This is a genomic window from Bacillus sp. RZ2MS9 (assembly GCF_001816185.2).
GTDB classification, from domain to species: domain Bacteria; phylum Bacillota; class Bacilli; order Bacillales; family Bacillaceae_G; genus Bacillus_A; species Bacillus_A cereus.
The window spans coordinates 3,701,871-3,725,670 of the sequence record NZ_CP049978.1 but is presented as its reverse complement, the minus strand read 5'-3'; the positions used below and the strand labels follow the sequence as shown (position 1 = coordinate 3,725,670).

Here is a 23,800-nt window from a genome sequence, read left to right as displayed (position 1 = left end):
AAGTTGCTCCTTTTTCATATAGATTATTTTTCTGTTTCTTTAATTTTAGTTTGTACTTCGCCAGTTTTAATTTTATTGCTTTCTGAGAAACGTAATAAATCGCCTTCAATAATTTTGTCAGACATTCGTAATTCATTTTGTGCACGTTTAATGAGGGCTTGAGCTTCTTTTTTTGGTAAATCTACAATTTCACCTGTTATACGGTCGTAGAAAGTGTTGTTTTTGTATGCATACTTATCTGTAACGAAGCTACCATCACGTAAAACAACAAAGCCAGTATATTCATCTGAAAACATATCATGGCCAAAACGGATATCATTCGTAGAATCAACACCTAATAAATTTAGAATCGTAGGTTTCATATCGATTTGTCCCGTAGGCTTTGAAATAGTTTGACCTTCTGTTTGTCCAGGAATATGAATATATAAAGGTGTACGTTGTAAATTTAAAGTATCAAATTCTGTTATTTGATCTTTTTCTAAAAACTGTGCCATTGCACGATTATGTTTTTCGGAAATTCCATAATGATCACCGTATAACACAATAATAGAATTATCGTAAAGCCCCTCGGCCTTTAGACGTTCAATAAATTTTTTAATGGATTCGTCTAAGTAACGTGCTGTTACGATGTAACGATCAAATACGCCATTACCAGAGTTGTATGGTTCAATGAATTTTGTATCTTCATCATACGTAAATGGATAATGGTTTGTTAAAGTAAGGAAACGAGCATAGAATGGTTGATTAACAGTTTTTAATATATCTACTGATTGATCAAAGTATTCGATATCTTTTAATCCCCAATTTAAATTTGTTTCTGGTGTAATTTTGTAATCAAGCTCATTATAGTAACGATCATAACCAAGAGCAGAGTACATGATATTACGATTCCAAAATGTTGCGTTATTCGCGTGAAATACAGAAGTGAAATAACCTTGCTGACGTAAAATTTCTGGAGTTGCAGTATAATCATTGTTACCGTGTGTGAAGAATACAGCTCCTCGATTTAATGGATACAACGACGTATCGATTAGAAATTCTGAATCGGATGTTTTCCCTTGACCAGTTTGATGGAAAAAGTTATCAAAGTAATAACTTTCATTTATGAATTCATTTAGGAATGGTGTAACTTCTTGCCCGTTCACTGATGCGCCTATTAAGAAGGTCTGCAAGGATTCAAGAGTGACGACAATTACGTTTTTTCCTTTCGCTGCACCAAACATATTAGGGTTTGGCTCGCTTTGATTTGCTTTTACGTAGTTTTCAGTTTCTTGTAATTTACTACTATCAGCAAGTGCTTTTTGTGACCCAGCTTTTACTTGCAGTGTTAAGTCATATACTTGGTGAGTATATAAGCCTAAATTTTTGACAAGCATGACTCGGTCGAATGATCTTGTTAATAATTCAGGGCGCTCTTTTTCTGCAAGATGTAGATTCGCAAAGAATACACCAATCGTTAAAAGAAAGTATAACAAGCGCGTAGAATGAGTTACACGTTCTGTTTTAAAGACCAATGATTTCTTTTTTAATAAAATAAAGAAGAAAACAATGTCTACGAATGCGAGTATAATTTTGTAGTTTAATATTTCTATAATACTGCCGCCTAATTGGCCAAAGTTTGAGGTTTGTCCAAGTACTGGTAATGTAACGAAATCACTATAAAAATCATAGAACATTACATTTCCAACAAGCACGATTGTTAATAAGAAATTAATACAGAGCGCTATATAATTTCGCTTTTCACCAGTTGCAAATAATGCTAATCCAACAAATGCTAATGATGCGGCTAGAGGGCTAATAAACAAAATGAGCTCTTGCGTTGAAGACTCGATTTTTAAATCAAAACTGAATCGCGTAATAAGATATGTTTTTAACCATACTGCTAAAGCCATTATTATAACAAAACTTATATTTTGCATTTGTAAATTTATTTTGTTCTTCATTTTTACACCTTCTTTATATAATTTATTTAACTAAAGTTATATATTATGTTTTTATAACTATTAGACTGTAATGAACCATTTAGACTTTGTTTTCTAAAGGGAATAATTTGAAGTATTCATATATATACAATGGGGATTTTTAAAGCGTAGTAGCATAAATATAACTCTTTTTTGAGAAACAGGCAGAAAAAGTCATAGTTGTAGTGAAATTGACTTATAGACATCCTACCATATTAAACACTATGATGATGTTACAAAATATCGAACAAATAAAAGTGAAAATGGATAGAGACTTTTAAAACTGTTGACATTCAATTTATTAGAATTGAATGCCAATCGTTTTAAATATACAGTTATATTACATATGTATTTTGTAAAATCCCGATTTTTTGTCGGTTAATCATTAGCAGGGAAGGATAGGGGTCTTATTAATATACTTTTACTATATATAAGTAAAGTGTTTTGAAATTGAAAATATTTGACTGATATTTTAATGATAGAAATTAAATGTCAGATAAGTACTTTCCAACATACAGACCACTTGCAGCTGCTTGAGATAATGAATGCGTAACGCCTGAACAATCTCCAATTAAAAATAGCCCATGTATACTAGTTTCAAAATAGTTATTGAGTTTTATCGTAGGAGCATAGAACTTTCCGTCAATTCCATATAACAAAGTATCTTTATCAATCGGTTCTTGTATAAATTGTTCTAAGCGTAATAAAAACTCTTTGAGTCCTTCAATATATAATTGAGGGATTTCTTGATTCAAATCTCCATAATCCCCCTGTAGTGTAGGCTGTATACGATTATGCTCCATGCTGTTTTCCACCGTAGGTTGTTTCTTTAGTAAGTCCTCTAAGCGCTGTATAACAATCCGATCTCGCCCTTGGTTAATGCCTTCAATAATTGAACTTGCGTATACATTTGCTTCTTTGAGAGTAGGAAAATAGCAAGGAATAAATAAAGTGAAATTTAAGTTAGAAGTGCCAGTTCCTTGTTCTCGAAAATTTTGACCGTCAGGCATAACTAAACCTTCTTCGTACTTTCGAATGATGCGGCCTTGTGGATTCATACAGTAAGTAGTTGCTGTGAAATGCTCACCTTGATAAGAAAGTTTTGTTTCAAAAGTATCTTTTAATATAGAACGTAATTGATGTTCTTTCATTTCTACTCTAATTCCTAAATCTACACGTGTTTGCTCCTGAGAAATATTTAGGGAACTGCATATTTCTTTTAACCAATCGGCCCCAGAGCGCCCAGTTGCAAATACAAGTTGCTTAGTTTGAACTGTTCCTTGATTTGTCTCTATTGTAAAATGATCTTCCTGTTTCAGAATATGTTGTACATCTATATGAAATTGGATCTTTATTTTCGTCAGTAAAAATTCATAGAGCTGCTGAAAAATGTTACTGGAAAGTGTAGTACCAAGATGTCTTACTTCTGTTGTTAGCATTTGTAAACCACACGCTTCAGCTCTCTTAGTGAGACTTGAATTTTCAGTAGAATATTTTGAAACCGAACTTCCACCAAACTGACATAGAATTTCATCTACTTCAGCCATGAGTTGTATAAAACCCTCTTTACCGACTTTTTTCTCAAGTTCTCCGCCAAATCCGTTTGTATAATTAAATTTCCCTTCAGATTTTCCTAAACCACCAAACCCGAAATATTTATCACATGTAGTACAATTACACACTTTTCCTTCGTCTAAAGGACAATGGCGATCTTCTAGCGCTTTACCTTTATCAAGAATTAAAACTTTTTTGTTACTTTTAGCTAGTGAATAAGCCATAAAAATGCTACTTACTCCAGCGCCGATAATTGTAACATCATACATATTCTTCCACCTGCTAACGAATAGTTTGTTTTTTATTTTTCTAGTGTATAACAATTTTATGAAGTTAAGAAATAGCTTTTATTAATAAAGTGGGAGTTTTTGAACTTGATGCTTTATTAATTTCTACGAGTGGCGGAGTAAATACAAAAATTTTTATTTGAAAGAAGAAACAGTTTAAAAAATAACTATGTCATATGATTAATAACATCTTACATAGAAAAAAACAGACCTTTTAAGTGAAGAGGTCTGTTAATGATTTTAAATCTTATTTAGCAAATACATGGTTACCAATTACTGCTACTGTTTGACGTGTCGTAATCCACTTGTCTGTTGATGTTTTTGGATTGTAGAAATAAAGCCAGTCAGAATGTACTCCATTTGTGGAGATAGCCTCTTCTACAGCCATTTTTGCTTCTGCGCTTGCAGGCTGATTAATTCTTCCATCTGTAACAGGAGTAAATGCATATCCGTATTTAATAGGTTCATAAATAACGCCTGTTATTGTATTTGGAAAACCTTTTGCATTTACACGATTTAGTATAACTTTTGCTACTGCTACTTTTCCTTTATAGGATTCGCCACCTGCTTCAGCGGTAACTAAGCGTGCCATTAAGTCTTTTTCTTTTTGTGAAATGCTTGAGTTGATTTTTAAATGTTGTCCTGTATAAAGCTTGTTTCCGACTGTATTGTTCATTTGTTTTATAGATTGGACAGTGACATTGTAACGCCTTGCTATCGTTTCTAATGAATCTCCCGGTTGTACTTGATAAATAATTTGTCCAGAAATGTTCGCAGGCTTGGCGTTTTGAGGAACAGTGATTTCATTTGATTTCACGGACCCTGGAATATGTAACTGTTCGCCAATAAAGGTTTGATCGTTTCCTTTATTATTAGCCTGTTTAATGGATTGTATTGAAACTCCGTATTGTTTACTAATGCCCCAAAGTGTATCGTTCTTTTTTACTGTATGAATGGTAGAAGCTTCAGCTGTGCTTTGACTACATACGAATGTAATTGCAACTGCAGATAAAGGGATTATATGTTTTAGTTTTAGTAATTTCATTGTAAATCCTCCTAAGAAAAAATTAAGGTGAAACTATTAAGTAATGTAGTTTGAAATGTATATATGCGTAATATATTAATGTAAGTATATTAGCACATATAAAATAAATAATCACTATAAGTTTCATATTCGTGTAGTGTAGAGTCCGAATATGAAATATTGCATATGAAAATACATTGAAGTTCATATTTCTGATTACTATAATCTATTTAGTAGAAAGGGAATACGTTATAGAAACGAAATCATTATAGATTAATATAATGATTAATTATTAATAGGAGGATTAATGCAATGGAAATATTTCAAAAAATGTGTGCGTCAACTGTAATCATTACAACACTTTTAGGAACAGGGGGTACTATCAATAGTGTACATGCTGATTCTATAGAACAGCAGATTAAATCAGGGATAGAACAAGAAACAGATAAGCAAATCATTGTAAAATTTAAAGCGGATTTGGATTTGCCATATGAAGATGGTATTGAAAAACAAATACAATCTCAAACGAATGATAAAGTAATAAAAGATCTTTTGACAGAATATCCAGATGTAACATTTACTCGTTTATTCACATCTGTAAGCCCGGAACAAATACAAAACCTTGAAGTGAAAGCACCTAATCATGTATCTACAAGTTTATTAAACTACTATATTCTTCAAAATCAAAATAGTGGGTATGAAGAAGAAATAGTAGATAAGTTAAAGGCATCTTCTTTAATAGAAGATGCGTATATGAAGAAACAAGAGAAAATAATGCCACCTGAAGTGCAATCATCAAGTGTAGCTCTTAATCCTAGTAACAATCCTAGATTTAAAAAACAAGGTTATCTTGAAGCGGCCCCATACGGTATTAATGCGCCTTTCGCCTGGGGAATTCAAGGCGGTAATGGAAATGGTATCACTTTTGTTGATATGGAATACGGATGGTTATTAAATCATGAGGATTTATTACATCAAAAAATTGAGTTAATGTCTGGAAGAAATATAGATCAGCATGTCGGTCATGGGACGTCTGTACTAGGAATTGTATCCTCTGAGGACAATGAAGTTGGGAATATTGGGATTGCGCCAAAAGCGAAAGCAAAGGTTATCTCTCAAATAAGAGATAACGGACAGTATAATACGGCTGATGCAATATTAAGCGCTGTAAATCAGTTAGAAGCTGGGGATGTTTTATTGTTAGAGGCACAAGCATCTTTCGATGGATATGGTGATAAATATTTACCTGTTGAAGTACAACCAGATATCTTTGATGCAATTCGTGCTGGTACAGATAAGGGAATTGTAATTATAGAGGCCGGAGCAAATGGGTGGAATGATTTAGACCAGTTCAAAGATAGAAAAGGTAAGCAAGTCTTAAATCGTAATAGTAAAGATTTTAAAGATTCGGGTGCAATTATGGTAGGAGCTGGCTCTTCATCTTTCCCTCATGAACGTATGTGGTTTTCGAATTATGGAAGCCGTATTGATGTGTACGGATGGGGAGAAAATGTAGATACAACTACAGCCGAGCAAAGTAGAAGTGCTGTAAATCTTTATACTTCAAGCTTTAGCGGAACATCTAGTGCTTCGCCAATTATTGCTGGGGCAGCGACTTTAGTACAAAGCATTGCTAAAGAAAATTTAGGACAACCATATAGACCAAGTGAACTAAGAGCAATATTAAGTAACCAGAGCACAGGAACAAAATCTAAAGATCCATATGCAGATAAAATTGGTGTTTTACCAGATTTGAAGTCTATACTAGCAAACTTAGGCTATGAACAAAGAAAACCAAACGGTGGGAATGAATTACAAGTAACAGAAAATGAACCAAATAATGAGCCTAGACAGGCAAATAAAGTTAACTTTCATACACCGGTGAAAGGAACTCTACATAATAGTGATAGAGTAGATGTATTTACTTTCCAAATTGATTCGCCGGAAAATATTAATATTTCTCTACTAAATGAACAAAATATTGGAATGACATGGGTACTTCATCATGAATCAGATTTAAATAACTATGTAGCATATGGTGAAAATGAAGGCAATGTAGTTAAAGGAACTTATAATGCAAAGCCAGGTAAATATTATTTATACGTCTATAAATATGAGAATAAAAATGGTTCATACGTATTGAACATAAAATAAGTAAAAGGAACTTCAGATGAAGTTCCTTTTAATTTTTCTAATTTAGTATATGTGAATGATTTTTTAACTTTACTTCTATGCAATATTTCATATTGATGAAATGTTATTTATTTTTTCTGAGCTAGCTTATATTATATTCAATAAGTTTGATATAAAAACAGAAAGAGAGAGGGATAATAATGAGCAATAAGAAGTTAATTTTGAAATTATTCATATGTAGTACAATATTTATCACATTTGTATTTGCTTTACATGATAAGAGAGTAGTTGCAGCTAGCTCTGTTAATGAGCTTGAAAATTTGTCAAAATGGATGCAACCTATACCTGATAATATCCCGTTAGCACGAATTTCAATTCCAGGAACACACGATAGTGGGACGTTCAAGTTGCAAAATCCGATTAAGCAAGTATGGGGAATGACGCAAGAATATGATTTTCGCTATCAAATGGACCATGGAGCTCGCATTTTTGATATAAGAGGACGTTTAACAGATGATAATACGATAGTTCTTCATCATGGGCCATTATATCTTTACGTAACACTGCATGAATTCATAAATGAAGCGAAACAATTTTTAAAAGATAACCCGAGTGAAACAATTATTATGTCTTTAAAAAAAGAGTATGAGGATATGAAAGGGGCAGAAGATTCATTTAGTAGCACGTTTGAAAAAAAATATTTTGTTGATCCTATTTTTTTAAAAACAGAAGGAAATATAAAGCTTGGAGATGCTCGTGGGAAAATTGTACTACTAAAAAGATATAGTGGTAGTAATGAACCTGGAGGATATAATAATTTTTATTGGCCAGATAATGAGACGTTTACCACAACTGTAAACCAAAATGCAAATGTAACAGTACAAGATAAATATAAAGTGAGCTATGATGAGAAAGTAAAATCTATTAAAGATACGATGGATGAAACGATGAACAATAGCGAGGATTTAAATCATCTATATATTAATTTTACAAGCTTGTCTTCTGGTGGTACAGCATGGAATAGTCCATATTACTATGCCTCTTATATAAATCCTGAAATTGCAAACTATATAAAACAAAAGAATCCTTTGAGAGTGGGCTGGGTAATTCAAGACTACATAAATGAAAAGTGGTCACCATTATTGTATCAAGAAGTTATAAGAGCGAATAAGTCATTAATAAAAGAATAAAGATGATGAGAGTAAGAAGCGATAAAATATATCGCTTCTTTTTATTTTTAAAGTGGATGAGCAAAAAAACACGAAAGTGGTTGGTCCGCTTTTTACAAACATCTATTATGATAAGAGAAGAAAGGTAGTATGTTATCAACGTTTTAAAGAGGAAGGTTTTTATGTAAGTTCTTTAATTAAAATAGATGGGTCTTAGAGAGGTGAAAAGACAATGAGTTTTGCAATTTCACTAGTCGTTATTATTGTAATTGTATCGCTATTTGGGACTGTACTAGTTGCAAGAAACGTGGAGGAGAATTACGGTAAGTCTACAAAAAGAAATGTGAAAAACTTATCTGCAATCTATATTCTTCTTCTTTTTGTTCTACTGGCCGGGGTAACATGGTATGCGGTAATGATTTAATAGTTTGTAAAAGAACTGAAATGAGAGTATGAAGTTGGAATTTCAGAAGCTATTGAGTAATCAGAAAGAGAACCATTTTGGATATATCCATTTACGGATAAGAAAATGTGACTAATTAATACTATTTTTACGGTGAATACTGTTAGTAAAAAATGAGGATAGTTCGTTTTGAAAGGAGGGAACTATATGGAATGGAAACCAAATCGTGCAGATAAGACACCTGTATATAAACAAATTGCAGATTATATTGAAAGAGGCATTTCTTCAGGCGAATTTCCTTCTGATAGTAAGTTACCTTCTGAGCGTATGTTAGCAAAGGAATTACAGGTGAACCGGAGTACAATAGTAGCTGCGTATGAAGAATTAAAATCACTTGGAGTAGTAGAACGACAAAAGGGAAGCGGAACACGGGTCAATACGGACATATGGGGTGTCTCACATAAACGAATACCGAACTGGGGTAGGTACGTGGAGGATGGATCGTTCTTACCTAACGTACCACTCGTTCAACAAATTCGAACGGAAACACAAAAAGATGATTTAATTAATTTAGCAAGCGGTGAACTGTCACCAGAATTAATTCCAAGTGATAGATTTCGAACAATTTTGTCGGAGAAAACATTTATGGAAAACCTCGGTTATGACCATCCACTTGGAAATGAGATGTTGAGAAAAACAATTGCAGCACATGTTCAGCAATATAAACAAATTGAAGCAGATTCAAGCTCTATTCTTATTACATCTGGAGCACAACAGGCGCTTAATCTTATCGTTCAATGTTTATTAAAACCTGGCGATGCGATTGCGATTGAAGATCCTTCGTATTGTTTTTCGCTTCCAATGTTTAAATCGGCCGGTTTAAACATATTTCATTTACCTGTTGATGAGCATGGAATGAATCCAGATGACTTAATCGATTTGCACAAAAAGCATCGCATTCGTATGGTGTTTTTGAATCCAGATTATCAGAATCCGACGGGTACTGTGCTTTCATTAGCGAGACGTAAAAAAATTTTAGAACTGTCTTCTGAGTTCGGTATACCAATTGTAGAAGATGATCCGTATAGTTTAATTTCTTTTAATGGAGAAGTGAACCCGACATTAAAATCAATGGACCAAAATGGAAATGTTCTTTATATAAGTTCACTATCAAAAATTGTTGCATCAGGATTACGTATTGGATGGATAATTGGTCCTACACGCGTAATTGAGCGTTTAGCAGATGCAAAGCAACAAGTTGATTTTGGCCATAGTGTATTTACGCAGTGGGTAGCAAATCAATTTTTAGAATCAAAGGATTTCCATACACATATTACGATACTTCGTGGACAATTGAAGCAAAGAAGAGATGAATTAATTGCAGAGCTTGAAGGAACATTGGGAGAACGAGTTGAATGTTTCGTGCCAGAGGGTGGAATACATGTATGGTGTAAAGTAACAGGAAAGTTTGATGAATATCACTTATTAGGTGAATCTATACGGAATGGTGTCGCATTTGTTCCGGGCAGTGTTTTAGGTTCGAAAAATGAATATATACGATTTACGTTTGGTAGAGCGAATATAGAACAAATTCAACTTGGAATTAAACGGTTTGCCGACACGCTAAATGAGATTTCATAATATGGATGTGTGATAGTGAAATGAGGGAAAGAAATGAAGTACGTGACGCTTTTACTTCAAGTAGGCGTGCTATATGTATTTAGCCTAGTGGGTACGTGGATTCAGGAAATATTCCATCTATCAATACCGGGGAATTTAATAGGGATGTTAATACTGTTCCTGCTCCTTTCCACTCGCGTTTTACCGTTAAAATGGTTTGAGTTAGGTTCGGAAAAGTTAATCGTATTTTTACCGTTATTTTTAATCCCTTCGACAACAGGGCTCATGGAATACGGGTCTTTTCTTTTCAGTAAGGGAAGTATTATATTCCTTTTAGTAGTTGCAAGCACTGTAGTAACTTTGATTGTTTCAGGGTATATAAGTCAATTATTAGTCACATCAAAAAAATAAAATCGACAAGGTGCACGATTCAAATGGTCTTAATTATTATTACTGTAGCAATTTATTTCTTGGCGACAAAGCTATATAAAAAATTTACGTTTGCATTTACGTTACCAGTGTTAACAGTTACGGCAATTATGATTTGTTTATTTTTGATTTTTGGTATTTCTCATCATGAGTATAGGGAAAATGGGGGAAACATTCTTTCAAGCTTATTGAGCCCTGCAATTGTAGCATTGGCCATACCTCTATTTAAAGAGCGAAAGATACTGATGAAAAATTTTTCATCGATACTAATCGGAGTAGTGATAGGTATAGTGGCTGTAACGAGCATGAATGTAGTGATTGGCGGAATTTTAAATATAGATAAGGAACTTATATTAACTACTTTACCACAGGTAGCGACAATGCCAATTGCCCTTTCAATAGCGGATCAAATTGGTGGTATTCCATCTATGACTTCTAGTTTTGTAGTTGTTGCAGGAATAACAGGTGCTATGATCGGACCAACAGTACTTAAGTTTTTCCGTATAACAAGTACGATTGGAAAAGGAGTTGGAATGGGCTGTGCATCACATATTATCGGTGTGAGTCGTTTAGTGAAAGAAGGCGAGAAAGAAGCGACTATCGGTTCGGTAACGATGATTGTAACTGGAATACTTATTAGTATACTAATACCGTATGGAACGAAATTTATTTTTTAAATGTAATGGAGATGATAACAATGACAACATGGTTTATAGTTACATTATTTGTTTTTGGAGCTATTAAAGTATTAGTTTCTAGCATGCCCACTTCTGTTGTAGAATCAATTATTAGTAGATTTGAATTGCATCAAAAGCTTGAGGCGGAAAATACTTCTATATCGATAGATGGAAAAAATATAGAGGGAGAAATGAAACTACAAGTTATTCATGAATTTAATGAGGCGTTGTTTTTAGATAAACATTATTTCCCGCCGCACGGAGAAGGGACACCAATAGTCATTGATACGAAGAAAGGGAGTAAAGAGATTAGATTTTCGCTATATAGCTATGAGGAACATGTTGATGTCATTAAGCAATATAAGAAGAAAGTCGTTGCCTATCGTTTACGCTCTAAAAGCCTTCAAACATTGACACCATTAGTAATAACGGAAGAGTATGCTTAAGAAGAGACCTATAATGGTCTCTTTATTTTTTTATCCAATTATATACGTTCCAAATAAAAGAATGAAAAATTATATAACCAAATAAAGAATATGTATGGTTCCAATTCGCACTATGTACAAATAAACCTAAACTTTCAGCAATCTGTTCAAAAAGGCTAGCACAAATACCGATTGAAATAATAAATGAAATTCTAGAAACTTTAGATAATTTTTTTGAAATGTGTATAAAGATAACTGTTAAAATCGGCAGTACGAACAATGTAAAAGCTATATTAACCGAAAATGTGGATGAGAAGGGCCTAGCCGGAAAGGAATATATTTGTTTATGAACAAAAAAGGCATCTAAGCAAGTTGCAATAATAGAAGAGAGAAAGATTGTAACTACTAATGCTAGAAACTCATTCTTCTTCTCGGAGGAGGACATTTTTCTTTGCGAGAATGGCGATTTCAATTTTTTCGAGTGTTTTGCAGTAGTCTTCTGTAATTTGTCCATTTATATTTTCCTCCTTATCAACTAAGTAATTTACAACTTGCCAATCGGTAAACCAATCTTCACTGTCAACTTCTTCATGCTTCATATCTCGCCATGCATAGATGAGTGCAGGGCTGTATATACGATAAGCGCCATTTCGTAACTGGCATTTCTTAATTCGGCGCTTATAAAACTCACGGGAAAAAGATTCATTTACACTTGAAAATAAATGGGGCCAGTAATCTTTCCTAGATCCTGTATGTGGATGGTGTTGAGCCCAGCTTATTATTTGAGATAAAACATGTGTATCTCGAAATAATAATGAGTACAATCTTTTTCCAATTAATATCCGTTCATGTAAGGAAGTGAAATGTTTCATTGTATTACCAAATAGTAATACTTTTTGTTTCTTATCATTTTCGTAGAATGGGAAAAGGATATGATTAAACTGAAAGAAATCAAAGAGTTTAAATCCAATACTATTTAGTACAGTCTTTTTAAATTGTACATTTTGAATTACTCTTTTTTCTAAGTAGTTTTGTTCATTAATAATAGTTGCAATTGCTAAAGTTTTTTTGTTACCTGTTTTCCAAAAATGGTTCCACATCGTTTCCATAAATGTAGAAACATTTAGGTGAGGGAGAAGGTGAAATAACTTTTGTGATCTCTTTACACTTTGTTCGTAAAGTAAAAATTGAGGGTATACATCTTGGAAAATAAGCCAATTCCCTCTTTCTAAAAAAGAAAAAAATATGAATTGATCTTTCTCTGATAAAATTCTCGTATATAAATCGCCCTTTAAATCAGTCATATTCCAACCGCCGTTACGTGATACCATATGCCCAAGCAGTGCCCAATGTATTTCTGGATATTGAATGTAAAATTGGTAGTATGCGCGTGTTCTTGTAACATTATTTTTATTTAGTTGTTCTGTTTGTATTTTTATTTTGTTGATGATGAGTTGTTCTTCTTTCGTTAATTTATACATGGTGTCAGAAGGAATAAGTTTGCTTTTTTGTTTCAATTCATTTTTTACGTCGAATAGGGAGAGAGGCAGTGCTTTGGAAGGTCCGTTATATGTATGATTTGAATTGCTTCGGTCCATTCCGTTACCTCCCTTTTTTATAAATTTAAACATGATTATTAGCTATGAATCATTCTATTTATTTTATTACGAGTATAAGAAATAAATGAGCGGTGTTTTTTTACAAGGAATTTATTTATCATGCAAACAGTATAAAAAATCTTACTGTTGTGAGATGAAATGAAAAACAGAAACTACGTTTAATAGTTTCTGTTTTTTTATTTTGTCAATTAAATGTAACAAACGACGATTATGATTTGAATCAATTGAAAATAATTCAATAAATATTATTTAAATTGAGATGTTTCGTAGGAGGAAGAAGAATGTTAAATAAAATAATTTTAATTACTGGTGGTACAGGTTCGTGGGGGCATGAACTTATAAAACAACTATTAGAAAAATCACCGAAAGAAATTAGAATTTTTTCAAGAAATGAAACGGTTCAGTTTGAAATGCAGCAACAGTTTATAAATGATGATAGGTTAAAATTTATTATTGGAGATATTCGTGATAAAGATCAACTAGTCTATGCTTGCCAAGGTGTACATTATGTGTTCCATCTTGCAGCTTTAAAACATGTTCCAGTATGTGAGTATTATCCTTATGAAGCTATAAAAACCAATATACATGGTACGCAAAATGTAATTGAAGCCTCTATACAGATGCAAGTTGAAAAAGTTATATATGTTTCAACGGATAAAGCAGCTGATCCATCAAATACGTATGGGATGACAAAAGCAATTGGTGAAAAATTAATGGTTCATGCGAATATACAAACGAAGAAAACAAAATTCATTTGTGTTCGTGGTGGAAATGTTTTAGGAACGAGTGGAAGTGTAGTACCACTTTTTAAACAACAAATTAAAAAATCTTCACAAGTAGGGATTACCGATGCGAATATGACTAGATTTTTCTTAACAGTTGAAGATGCTGTTGGGTTGTTATTTAAAGCCGTATCTCAAGGTAGAGGCGGGGAAATCTTTGTTATGAAAATGCCGGCATGTAAAATAACAGATTTAGCAGAAGTATTAATTGAAGATTCCGGAAAAGAAAATGTTAAGGTAAAAGAGGTAGGGATAAGACCGGGTGAAAAATTAAGTGAAATGCTTCTATCTGAGGTAGAGAGTAAAACAAGTATAAGTTTTGATCAAAATTATTTTGTGGTACTACCGACTATTCCTATACAAGGACTTCAACAATATTATTCAAGCTATCCTCTAGTGGATGTGAAGAGTTTTAGTTCTCAACAAGATTTACTTGCAAAACATGAGGTGAAACAAATGCTATTAAAAGGAGGGTTTTTGCGATGAAAAAAAATGCGAGCCTTTTAATAACTGGTGCAAATGGTTTCACAGGACGCCATGCTTGCCACTATTTTTTACAGCAGGGCTTTCATGTAATTCCTATGTTTCAAAATCGTGCATATGGAGAAAAAATTAGAAATGGTATTACTTGTAATTTAACTAATAAGAGCGAAGTAATGAAGGTAATGAAACAAATAAAGCCAGACTACGTATTGCATTTAGCAGGAAGGAATTCGGTTATAGAATCTTGGACAGCTGCCCTTGAATATATAGAGGTTAATGTAATAGGAACATTATATTTATTAGAAGCAATTAAGCAAGAAGCCTCGCATTGTAGAACATTAGTTATAGGATCTGCTTTGCAAGCAGATAGTATGAACGAAATAAAAATTTCAAATCCATATAGTTTAAGTAAAACGATGCAAGTTATTATTGCAGAGGCTTGGGGAGGATTAATGGATTCAAATATTATCATTGCAAAGCCCTCAAACTTAATTGGTCCAGGGGAATCGAATGGCATTTGTTCGATTCTCGCAAAGAAAATGATAGATATAGAATCAGGTAGAAGTAAAGCCATTATTGAAGTAAACAGTTTGAAAGATAGTAGAGATTTTCTAGATGTACGTGATGCGATTAAAGCGTATCACGTGTTATTACGAGATGGAATAAATGGAAAACAATATAATATCGGATCAGGAGTAAAACGATCTTTGTTAAATGTACTAGAACAATATAAAGAATTAACACAGCTAAATTTTTTTATAGAGGAAACAGAGAAAAGTGGGAGCGACTCAAATGAGAGTTTAGCAATAGAGGAAATAAAAAGGTTAGGTTGGATCCCAGAAATTGAATTTCATCAATCATTAAAAGATGTACTTGAGTATGCGAAGTGTAGTGACATCTGCATGCAATGAAAAACAAAAAAGGGTGTAAGAAATATATGAATGATTATGAAATAATAGATAATCAAAATACGCTATTTCTTTCAATTGTTGATGCGTTGGATTGGAGAGATGAAGAAGCGCATGTATTGCGTCTTTATGAGGCAATACATAAATATCAAGCGTATGTAGAAGAAAAAAGGGTTAATCAAATAAAGTCAGCATTAGAGACGGAAACTAGATATGTGATTCAAATCTTTGCTCAATACGAGTGTAGTGAGTATGGAAATGATTTTTATGAACTCATTAAAGATCTTTTACAAGATATAGAGGTGGAGTTAAAGATTTATATAAAAAATAATAATTTTATTTACATTTAAAAGGTAAATATAAAGCTAGATTTTTAATAATAAAGGTGGGTATAAGTTATGAGCAAAACGATTCTTTTTACTGGGGGCGGTACAGCCGGACACGTTATGATTAATATTGTATTAATTCCTAAATTTATAGAGAAAAGCTGGAGAGTCGAGTATATTGGATCCAAAAATGGAATTGAAAAATCATTAGTGCAAAATGTTAAATACAATAGTGTTTCAACGGGCAAGCTTAGGAGATATTGGGATTGGGAAAATTTTAAAGATCCTTTTAAAATTATACGAGGTTGTTTACAAAGTTATAAATTAATTAAGAAAACAAAGCCTGACGTTATCTTTTCAGCAGGAGGATTTGTTTCAGTTCCTGTAGCTATAGGAGCATGGTTAAATCGTGTGCCTATAATTATACGTGAACCAGATAGCACATTAGGACTTGCCAATAAAATAGCATTACCTTTTGCTACAAAGCTATGCACAACATTTCCTCAGACAGGAGAAAATGTAAGTAATGAGAAGAAGGTTTATGTAGGACCAATTGTAAGGGAAGAAATTGAGAAGGGTAACGTATTACGAGGAAGAAGATATTGTGAATTTCAGCAAGATAAACCAGTATTATTAATTATGGGTGGGAGTCAAGGTGCTAAGTGGATAAATGATATGGTAAGGGAATGTTTAGATACAATACTATTAAACTTTAATATTATTCATATATGTGGTAAAGGGAAGGTAGACCCATCTATTGGCATGGAGGGGTATATGCAATTTGAATATATAGGCGACGAGTTGCCGCATATACTAAATATGGCAAGTGTTGTAGTTTCCAGAGCGGGTTCTACTGCTATTTCTGAATTGTTATTTTTGAAGAAACCGATGTTGCTTATCCCGTTAACTAACAGTTCCAGCAGGGGAGATCAAGTTTTAAATGCTGAATATTTTTCACGGCAAGGATATGCGGAAGTTATACTCCAAGACAGAGTAAGTACGAATACATTTATACATGCAGTAAATAAGTTGTATACAAATAAGGAGAAATATATTCAAAACATGAATGGATATAAGAAAACAAATGATGAGGGAATTCATCAAATAATAGATATAATAAATGAAGTGGTGGAGTAATAGAAATGTAAATATAGTAAAAAGGAAAGAAGGTATCTTCTTTCCTTTTTACTATATTTGTTCAAATTCATTATTATTTATTCTAATTAGTTATGTACTATCGGTGAATGCCGTTTTCTAATAGCTCAGTAAATGCATGAATATGAATAGGTTTACTGTAATAATAACCTTGAATAAACTGACATTTATTTTTTTGAAGGAAATTTACGTGCTTTTTCGTTTCTACACCTTCAGCAATGACAGACATTCCTAATGTATTTGCTAATGTGATGATCGTTTTAATAATTTCCATTCCATCATCACATGTTTCAGACATTGTAATAAATTCTCTCGGGATTTTTAACGTATCAATTGGATACAAAGGTAAGTAGGCTAGCGAAGAATAACCTGTACCAAAATCGTCGATAGAAATGTGAATCCCTAAACTTTTTAGTGTACGCAGTTTTATCAATGTTTCTCGCTCATCCATCATTGCAATTCGCTCTGTTAATTCAAGATCAAGAGAGCTTGCTGGTAAACCTGTATTTGTTAAAGTAGAAGAAATAGATTTTACAAAATCTTCTTGTTCAAATTCTTTAGCAGATAAATTTACACCTATTTTTAAATGTGAATATCCGAGTGCGTGCCAACGTTTCATTTGCTTGCAAGCCTGCTCTAATGTCCATTTTCCTATTGAAATAATTTGTAGTGTTTCTTCTGCAATCGGAATAAACTCGTATGGAGAAATAATACCTAATTCAGGATGATTCCACCTAATTAAAGCTTCTGCACCGATAATTTTATTAGATTCACTATCAACTTGAGGTTGATACAAAAGGAACAATTCTTCATTTTGTAGTGCGTTTGGTAAATCTTTTTCTAATCGTAATCGTCTTTCAATTTTTTTAGCGATTACATCGTCATAAATAGAGACAGAGTTAAGCTCTTTTGCTTTTGCATCATACATTGCAACATTAGCGTTTTTCAGAAGTGTAGCGGTATCGATTCCGGAATGTGGATAAATAGCGATGCCGATACTCAGTGATAAAGTTAATTTATGCTCATGTATGATAAATGACTTTTTCATGCATTCAAATAATTGGTTACATAATTGGAATAAGTAATCTTCGTCAGTATAGTTTTCAATTATGATTGTAAATTCATCGCCACCGATTCTTGAAAGATGAGTATGTGATGGAAGACATGATTGGAATCGCTTTGCTACTTCTTCTAATATGTAATCTCCTGATGAATGTCCAAGTGTATCGTTAATTGCTTTAAAGCGATCTAAATCTAAATATAATAATGCAAACTCGCTTTCTGTTATTTTAGCATTTTTTATAACTCTCTTTAATTTCTTATGGAAAAAGGCACGGTTCCCAATTTTCGTTACAGTGTCATGGAATGCTAAATATTTTATTTCTTCTTGCTGTTTTTTTAGTGCAGTAATATCTTTCACCATAATATAGCTTCCTGAAATTTGTCCGTCTATTATAATAGGAATGATTGTAACGTATAAAAAATAAGTAAAGCCATCTTTATATTGAGAACTAAGTTGTAAGAATGCCGATTCTTGTTGTTTCACTTTTTCTAATGCCAATGCTAGCTTATGCTTATCTTCATCTAAAATGATCGAAAAACAAGTTTCACCTAGTAACTCATCCGTTGGTGCCCCAAGTAGTACACTCCCAGCCTTATTTACATTTAAGAATATTCCATTTAAATCAATGGTGAAGATAGGGTCAGGATGATATTCATATAATGATTTAAACTTTTGCTGTTTTTGAGAAAGAGCCTCTGATTTATGAACTAAATCAGACGTCCGTAAAGTAACTTTTTCTTCTAGTTGGGCATTAAATGCCTGCAAACGTTTTGTTAAGGAATTGTTTTGCATACGTACGATAGAATGACGAATGAGTACGAAAATAAAAGTAATACAATTTCCTGTAATGAGAGTTGAAGAGGATGTTTGTTCTTTTAATGTAAACCCGATTAGTATTGCAACAGCAAGATAGGGAAATACAACTAAAGCTTTTTTTCCTATTATAGGGTTTACAAGGAAATAATTTTTATGGCTATTATGATCTTCTGAAATAGAGCCAGCTATTGCAATAAGTAATATAGGTATTCTATATAAAAGACGTAATAATATTATAGTTTCAGTTGATAAGTGGTTATTTAAGTAAAAATAAATATAGTTAAAAGTTGCAGAACTTATTAATACAAAAATAAAGATATAAATTTTCCGTTTGGAATTAAAAATTGTTGGACGGAAAAAGAGACTAACACCTAGCAGTAGAAATAATAAATCTGCAATTGGGTATAAAAATGAAAGGAAAACATCTCCTAGTGAAAGAGCGAATATATTTAAATTTGGTTGATTAAATAAATACCATTCTAATGTGAATATGGAAGTAAGCACTATGCATATATCACAAATAAAGAACGCTTTTTCCCATTTATTGCATTCCTTTAAGATTTTATAGCAGAAAGCGATAAGACAGAAAAATAGAAAAAACATGTAAAATACATCAGAAACCGTAAAACGATGTATTGGAATTTCGAAGAAGCTATCTTGATATGTATATACTATTTTTCCTAATAAAAAACTACCAATTGCTATTGTAATACATATCCAAAACGGATTTGAACTGACTTTCTTAGAATATATAGAGTAAATCAGTGATACAAATGTAATGGCTTCAACGACAAGTGAAGCGAAGCGTACATCTGAATTTGAAAAATGAGTAGGGAACAGATAGAAAAACATAAAATAGATTGAATAGCATATCAATGTTCCGATTAATATACATAATTGTAAATTTTTATTTAATTTCAATGAAATCACCTTCTTTAATTATGCACTATGTTCGTTATATCTATACATAATAATATTATTTAAGAATTGTATCAGATTTCCTTATAAAAATCATGTTTATAAGAAAGTGTTAAAGAGTGTAAGTATTCTTAAGGTTGAAAAAATATTGCGGTTGATAGTATAGACTGTATCAAGACTTTAAATAGAAATTGTATATTTAGTCATCCTTTGAATTGTAAAGTTTTTTTAGTGATTTGTAAGTGGAGATGCAAAATTGCATATAAAATAAGAACGTGTATTCTTACAGAGTGGAATAGTATTGCCACTAAATAGGGAGGCTTTTTTATGATATATCGAATTAAAGATGCAGAAATATACTATGAAATTGTGGGAGAGGGTAAACCAGTCATTATCATACATGGCTGCTCCCCTGACCATAGGTTAATGATGAAATGTATGGAATCAGTATTTCAGAAGTATGAAGGTTATAAGCGAATATATATTGATTTACCTGGTATGGGAAAATCGAATGCTCCAAATTGGATAAATAGTTCAGATCGTATAGTAGAAGTGCTTATCACATTTATTGAGGAAATCATTTCTACTGAAAAATTTTTATTGGTAGGAGAATCATATGGAGGCTATTTAGCCAAAGGTATACTTGCAAAGATGTTTGAGAGAGTTAGCGGATTACTATTAGTATGTCCTGTTGTTGTAGCGGAGCCAGAAAAAAGGATTCTTCCAGATAAACAGGTAATTGTACAAGATGAGGAATTTTTAAATACGCTCACTTCCACAGAAAGAGAGGAATTTTGTGAGTTAGCTGTAATAGCAAATGAATATACATATAAGCGATTTAAAGAAGAAATTAAGCCTGGGTTAGATGTTGCTAATGATGAATTTATTGAAAGGTTGCAAAAGAATTACTCTCTTACTATGGATTTTCAGCGTGAAAAATATGAAAATCCCGTTCTTTTACTGACTGGAAGACAAGATATATCAGTAGGTTATCAAAATATTATAGAAATTATTGAAGAATATCCAAGAGCAACATTAGCAGTGTTAGATATGGCAGGGCATAATTTGCAAATTGAGCAGCCTGAATTATTTGAGAGTTTAGTAGGAGAATGGATTAGACGAACAAATCAGCACAGTTTATAAAGTATTTTAGTATTACGCCTAAGTGTTGAAATGGGATAAATGAACGTGATTTATTAACTTATCTCGCTATTTGCCGGGCAGTAAGACCCCCACCTCAAAATTTAGCGGAAGCAAAGAAATTAGGTGGGGGCGGGCTGCCTGTAAAAGCCCGATTAGTGAGGGCTAATTAAAGTTTCACTTTATAAAAAATTTTAAGGAGAAATTATGAGCACATATATTTATATGGTTAGACATGGTGAATCACCAAAACTAGAAGGAAATGAAAGAATGCGCGGGTTAACTGAGAGGGGACATATGGATGCCCGTAGAGTAACTGACATATTAAAAGCGGAGAGGATTGATACTTTTATTTCAAGTCCTTATAATCGGACTATGCTAACGATAGAGGAGTCAGCTAATTTCCATGAAAAAGAAATAGTAGTATATGAAAATCTTAAAGAGTGTATGTTTTCAAGTGAGGATCAGGTTATATCAGACAAAGAGGTGTATCCACTTGTACAGAAGATGTTCTCTAATCCGGACTTTGCACGAACGGAAGGAGAGTCATATGCAGATTGCCAGAGAAGAGTAGTGAAAGTATTAAAAGAAATCTTATTGGATTTTCAAGGACGCAAAATTGTAATTGGTACACATGGGCTTGTCATGACATTAATGATAAATTATTTTGATAAACAATATGGTTTTGAATTTTTAATGAATACGTCAAAACCGGATATATATAAGATAGAGTTTAAAGAAGAACAATTAATGAATGTGGAGAGATTATGGAAAGAGGAATAAAATTAGTTACATGGATTTTGTTGTAAAAGTTACTTTATAGCAAAATCTTTTTTTTGAATAGAAAGTATCTTTATCAACTATTTTTAGAATGTTGAATCAATAAGTAATTATTCAGTATTTGAATAAAGTATGAGGAAATTGGTTTAGGGAAACAATTTTAAATGTGTCAAAACTCTAAACGTTGGATTTATATTCAATATGAGAAAAAGATGTAGAATTTTGTCTTACAGTCCCCGTTTACTTTTCATTTCATTACATATAGGCTTTGTGGTGTAAGGGGGACATTGCCTTTACACAAAATCTATAAGGAGGTCATTGTAATGAAACAGATTAAAAAGTTTGCGGGAGTTGCTTTAGCGGGGACGATTGGATTAAGTGGACTACTGTTTTTAGAACCAAGTGTAAGCGTTGCGGAAGCACAGCAAGTGAGAGTGGAAAATTTCAATACAATTGATGTAACGATGAATCTAAATGAATTGTATGTATTAAGTGGCAGAAGTATTGATATTCTTTCTGGAGATAAAGAAGCAATTCAGTTAAATAAATACACAATTAGTTTTAATAAACCTGGGAAGTATGTGATTAAAGTAAATGGCTGTATTTATGATGATGTATATACTTTTATTGTAAATGAGTAGTATATATTCTTAAATTGCGAGATAAAAACAGAAACACCCTATTTGCGATGAGAGTCGTAAATAGGGTGAATTTATTTGTATTAAGCTGTACTTTAAATATGTTCACTAATTTTCTTTTTGTTATGTAAAGTATGTAAAAGTGTTAACAATGTAAATGAAATATACATCTTCACAGTCAAAAAAGTTAAAATATTTCGTTTTAAGGATTATAATGGAGGGAGAAACATAAAAGGGAGTGAATGAACTTGAAACAAGAACTTATTGAAAGATTTACGAGATATGTAAAAATTGATACGCAATCAAATGAAGAAAGCCATACAGTACCAACAACACCAGGACAAATTGAGTTTGGTAAGTTATTAGTGGAAGAGCTAAAAGAAATTGGTTTAACAGAAGTAACGATGGATGATAATGGCTATGTAATGGCAACACTTCCAGCTAATACGGACAAGGATGTTCCTGTAATCGGATTTTTAGCCCACTTAGATACGGCAACAGACTTTACAGGGAAAAACGTCAAACCACAAATTCATGAAAATTTTGATGGTAATGCAATTACGTTAAATGAAGAGCTAAATGTTGTGTTAACACCAGAGCAGTTCCCGGAATTACCATCATATAAAGGACATACCATTATTACAACTGATGGTACAACACTTCTAGGAGCAGATGATAAAGCTGGTCTTACAGAAATTATGGTTGCAATGAACCATTTAATACATAATCCGCAAATTAAGCACGGGAAAATAAGAGTAGCATTTACACCGGATGAAGAAATTGGTCGTGGGCCAGCGCATTTTGATGTAGAAGCGTTTGGTGCATCATTCGCTTATACGATGGATGGAGGTCCATTAGGTGGTTTAGAGTATGAAAGTTTTAATGCTGCAGGTGCTAAGTTAACGTTTAACGGAACGAATACACATCCTGGAACAGCGAAAAATAAAATGCGCAATGCTACTAAACTAGCTATGGAGTTTAACGGGTATTTACCAGTAGAAGAGGCGCCAGAATATACAGAAGGCTATGAGGGATTCTATCATTTACTTTCTTTAAATGGTGATGTTGAGCAAAGTAAAGCGTATTATATTATTCGAGACTTTGATCGTGAAAATTTCGAGGCACGTAAAAATAACGTTAAAAATATTGTGAAGACTATGCAAGAAAAATATGGCGAAGATGCAGTCGTTTTAGAAATGAATGATCAATACTATAACATGCTTGAAAAAATTGAACCGGTAAGAGAAATTGTTGATATTGCATATGAAGCAATGAAAAGTTTAGACATTGAACCAAATATTCATCCGATTCGTGGAGGCACAGATGGATCACAATTATCATATATGGGATTACCGACGCCGAATATTTTCACTGGTGGTGAAAACTATCACGGTAAATTTGAGTATGTTTCGGTAGATACTATGGAAAAAGCTGTTCAAGTTATTGTGGAAATTGCAAGACGTTTTGAGGAGCAAGCTTAAAAAAGAACC

21 protein-coding genes are annotated in these 23,800 nt (G+C 32.7%); 15 read left to right on the top strand and 6 right to left on the bottom strand.

Translation table 11 applies throughout. From position 1 onward, the window contains the following. Positions 1–23: 23 nt before the first annotated feature. From BHV55_RS18865 to BHV55_RS18855, 3 genes are all read right to left on the bottom strand, one after another. Positions 24–1,943, bottom strand: a complete 1,920-nt coding sequence (locus BHV55_RS18865) for an LTA synthase family protein (RefSeq protein WP_000791028.1) — start codon at positions 1,941–1,943, stop codon at positions 24–26. Between the two features lie 503 nt (positions 1,944–2,446). Continuing rightward, positions 2,447–3,784: an NAD(P)/FAD-dependent oxidoreductase gene (locus BHV55_RS18860; RefSeq protein ID WP_070756906.1), complete on the bottom strand. Its 1,338-nt coding sequence runs from the start codon at positions 3,782–3,784 to the stop codon at positions 2,447–2,449. Between the two features lie 265 nt (positions 3,785–4,049). Beyond that, entirely contained in the window at positions 4,050–4,847 is a 798-nt protein-coding gene (locus tag BHV55_RS18855; RefSeq protein ID WP_070756905.1) for a cell wall hydrolase, read from the bottom strand. Positions 4,848–5,138: 291 nt separating this feature from the next. Here BHV55_RS18855 and BHV55_RS18850 point away from each other — a divergent pair, with 291 nt between their 5' ends. The 7 genes from BHV55_RS18850 (at position 5,139) to BHV55_RS18820 (ending at position 11,703) form a co-directional block, all read left to right on the top strand. After that, complete coding sequence (locus BHV55_RS18850) at positions 5,139–6,980, top strand: S8 family peptidase (protein WP_000402321.1); 1,842 nt, start codon at positions 5,139–5,141, stop codon at positions 6,978–6,980. Positions 6,981–7,159: 179 nt separating this feature from the next. After that, positions 7,160–8,149, top strand: coding sequence for a phosphatidylinositol diacylglycerol-lyase (plcA, locus tag BHV55_RS18845; protein ID WP_000066292.1), 990 nt, complete (start codon positions 7,160–7,162; stop codon positions 8,147–8,149). Positions 8,150–8,360: 211 nt separating this feature from the next. After that, entirely contained in the window at positions 8,361–8,552 is a 192-nt protein-coding gene (locus BHV55_RS18840; RefSeq protein WP_000006458.1) for a hypothetical protein, read from the top strand. Positions 8,553–8,738: 186 nt separating this feature from the next. After that, positions 8,739–10,172, top strand: a complete 1,434-nt coding sequence (pdxR, locus tag BHV55_RS18835) for a MocR-like pyridoxine biosynthesis transcription factor PdxR (RefSeq protein ID WP_070756904.1) — start codon at positions 8,739–8,741, stop codon at positions 10,170–10,172. Between the two features lie 33 nt (positions 10,173–10,205). Then, entirely contained in the window at positions 10,206–10,562 is a 357-nt protein-coding gene (locus BHV55_RS18830) for a CidA/LrgA family holin-like protein (RefSeq protein ID WP_000878485.1), read from the top strand. A 23-nt stretch (positions 10,563–10,585) separates the two neighbouring features. Further along, positions 10,586–11,257 carry an LrgB family protein gene (locus BHV55_RS18825; protein ID WP_000242946.1) on the top strand — a complete coding sequence of 224 codons (672 nt, stop codon included), beginning with the start codon at positions 10,586–10,588 and terminating at the stop codon, positions 11,255–11,257. Positions 11,258–11,277: 20 nt separating this feature from the next. Further along, the gene (locus BHV55_RS18820; protein WP_000214645.1) at positions 11,278–11,703 is read left to right on the top strand and encodes a YfmQ family protein; all 426 of its coding nucleotides are present in this window, start codon (positions 11,278–11,280) and stop codon (positions 11,701–11,703) included. A 22-nt stretch (positions 11,704–11,725) separates the two neighbouring features. On the opposite strand, the gene BHV55_RS18815 is transcribed toward BHV55_RS18820, so the two are convergent. Together BHV55_RS18815 and BHV55_RS18810 are read right to left on the bottom strand one after the other, a co-directional pair. Further along, complete coding sequence (locus BHV55_RS18815) at positions 11,726–12,127, bottom strand: CBO0543 family protein (protein WP_033667178.1); 402 nt, start codon at positions 12,125–12,127, stop codon at positions 11,726–11,728. Next, on the bottom strand, positions 12,102–13,280 hold the full coding sequence (locus BHV55_RS18810) for a DUF2515 domain-containing protein (RefSeq protein ID WP_048567521.1): 1,179 nt from the start codon (positions 13,278–13,280) through the stop codon (positions 12,102–12,104). The genes BHV55_RS18815 and BHV55_RS18810 overlap by 26 nt, the downstream gene beginning before the upstream one ends. A 302-nt stretch (positions 13,281–13,582) precedes the next feature. Between BHV55_RS18810 and BHV55_RS18805 the strand changes: the two genes are divergently transcribed. The 4 genes from BHV55_RS18805 to BHV55_RS18790 are packed head-to-tail and all read left to right on the top strand — an operon-like array spanning position 13,583 to position 16,937. Beyond that, a complete protein-coding gene (locus BHV55_RS18805) occupies positions 13,583–14,569 on the top strand; it encodes a UDP-N-acetylglucosamine 4,6-dehydratase family protein (RefSeq protein ID WP_000932591.1) in 987 nt (328 codons plus the stop codon). Further along, a complete protein-coding gene (locus BHV55_RS18800; protein ID WP_000739083.1) occupies positions 14,566–15,477 on the top strand; it encodes an SDR family oxidoreductase in 912 nt (303 codons plus the stop codon). The genes BHV55_RS18805 and BHV55_RS18800 overlap by 4 nt, the downstream gene beginning before the upstream one ends. Further along, positions 15,474–15,824: a DUF6572 domain-containing protein gene (locus tag BHV55_RS18795; RefSeq protein WP_002101267.1), complete on the top strand. Its 351-nt coding sequence runs from the start codon at positions 15,474–15,476 to the stop codon at positions 15,822–15,824. Before BHV55_RS18800 ends, BHV55_RS18795 begins: the two co-directional genes overlap by 4 nt. Before the next feature lie 48 nt (positions 15,825–15,872). Continuing rightward, a complete protein-coding gene (locus BHV55_RS18790) occupies positions 15,873–16,937 on the top strand; it encodes an undecaprenyldiphospho-muramoylpentapeptide beta-N-acetylglucosaminyltransferase (RefSeq protein ID WP_070756903.1) in 1,065 nt (354 codons plus the stop codon). A 97-nt stretch (positions 16,938–17,034) separates the two neighbouring features. On the opposite strand, the gene BHV55_RS18785 is transcribed toward BHV55_RS18790, so the two are convergent. Next, positions 17,035–19,755 (bottom strand): putative bifunctional diguanylate cyclase/phosphodiesterase, encoded by a 2,721-nt coding sequence (locus BHV55_RS18785; RefSeq protein WP_065703392.1) that lies wholly within the window; start codon positions 19,753–19,755, stop codon positions 17,035–17,037. 324 nt (positions 19,756–20,079) lie between these two features. Between BHV55_RS18785 and BHV55_RS18780 the strand changes: the two genes are divergently transcribed. The 4 genes from BHV55_RS18780 to pepT all read left to right on the top strand — a co-directional run bounded on the left by BHV55_RS18780 (position 20,080) and on the right by pepT (position 23,791). Continuing rightward, entirely contained in the window at positions 20,080–20,895 is an 816-nt protein-coding gene (locus BHV55_RS18780) for an alpha/beta fold hydrolase (RefSeq protein WP_000640342.1), read from the top strand. 204 nt (positions 20,896–21,099) lie between these two features. Further along, on the top strand, positions 21,100–21,675 hold the full coding sequence (locus BHV55_RS18775; protein ID WP_070756902.1) for a histidine phosphatase family protein: 576 nt from the start codon (positions 21,100–21,102) through the stop codon (positions 21,673–21,675). Positions 21,676–21,995: 320 nt separating this feature from the next. Beyond that, positions 21,996–22,313, top strand: coding sequence for a hypothetical protein (locus tag BHV55_RS18770; protein ID WP_000809497.1), 318 nt, complete (start codon positions 21,996–21,998; stop codon positions 22,311–22,313). A 245-nt stretch (positions 22,314–22,558) separates the two neighbouring features. Then, on the top strand, positions 22,559–23,791 hold the full coding sequence (gene pepT / locus BHV55_RS18765) for a peptidase T (RefSeq protein WP_000807014.1): 1,233 nt from the start codon (positions 22,559–22,561) through the stop codon (positions 23,789–23,791). Positions 23,792–23,800 lie beyond the last annotated feature (9 nt).

Bases quoted from the DNA above. Each gene is read 5' to 3' on its own strand.
- BHV55_RS18865 (WP_000791028.1), bottom strand. From the start codon at position 1,943: ATGAAGAACAAAATAAATTTACAAATGCAAAATATAAGTTTTGTTATA.
- BHV55_RS18860 (WP_070756906.1), bottom strand. From the start codon at position 3,784: ATGTATGATGTTACAATTATCGGCGCTGGAGTAAGTAGCATTTTTATG.
- BHV55_RS18855 (WP_070756905.1), bottom strand. From the start codon at position 4,847: ATGAAATTACTAAAACTAAAACATATAATCCCTTTATCTGCAGTTGCA.
- BHV55_RS18850 (WP_000402321.1), top strand. From the start codon at position 5,139: ATGGAAATATTTCAAAAAATGTGTGCGTCAACTGTAATCATTACAACA.
- plcA (WP_000066292.1), top strand. From the start codon at position 7,160: ATGAGCAATAAGAAGTTAATTTTGAAATTATTCATATGTAGTACAATA.
- BHV55_RS18840 (WP_000006458.1), top strand. From the start codon at position 8,361: ATGAGTTTTGCAATTTCACTAGTCGTTATTATTGTAATTGTATCGCTA.
- pdxR (WP_070756904.1), top strand. From the start codon at position 8,739: ATGGAATGGAAACCAAATCGTGCAGATAAGACACCTGTATATAAACAA.
- BHV55_RS18830 (WP_000878485.1), top strand. From the start codon at position 10,206: ATGAAGTACGTGACGCTTTTACTTCAAGTAGGCGTGCTATATGTATTT.
- BHV55_RS18825 (WP_000242946.1), top strand. From the start codon at position 10,586: ATGGTCTTAATTATTATTACTGTAGCAATTTATTTCTTGGCGACAAAG.
- BHV55_RS18820 (WP_000214645.1), top strand. From the start codon at position 11,278: ATGACAACATGGTTTATAGTTACATTATTTGTTTTTGGAGCTATTAAA.
- BHV55_RS18815 (WP_033667178.1), bottom strand. From the start codon at position 12,127: ATGTCCTCCTCCGAGAAGAAGAATGAGTTTCTAGCATTAGTAGTTACA.
- BHV55_RS18810 (WP_048567521.1), bottom strand. From the start codon at position 13,280: ATGGACCGAAGCAATTCAAATCATACATATAACGGACCTTCCAAAGCA.
- BHV55_RS18805 (WP_000932591.1), top strand. From the start codon at position 13,583: ATGTTAAATAAAATAATTTTAATTACTGGTGGTACAGGTTCGTGGGGG.
- BHV55_RS18800 (WP_000739083.1), top strand. From the start codon at position 14,566: ATGAAAAAAAATGCGAGCCTTTTAATAACTGGTGCAAATGGTTTCACA.
- BHV55_RS18795 (WP_002101267.1), top strand. From the start codon at position 15,474: ATGAAAAACAAAAAAGGGTGTAAGAAATATATGAATGATTATGAAATA.
- BHV55_RS18790 (WP_070756903.1), top strand. From the start codon at position 15,873: ATGAGCAAAACGATTCTTTTTACTGGGGGCGGTACAGCCGGACACGTT.
- BHV55_RS18780 (WP_000640342.1), top strand. From the start codon at position 20,080: ATGATATATCGAATTAAAGATGCAGAAATATACTATGAAATTGTGGGA.
- BHV55_RS18775 (WP_070756902.1), top strand. From the start codon at position 21,100: ATGAGCACATATATTTATATGGTTAGACATGGTGAATCACCAAAACTA.
- BHV55_RS18770 (WP_000809497.1), top strand. From the start codon at position 21,996: ATGAAACAGATTAAAAAGTTTGCGGGAGTTGCTTTAGCGGGGACGATT.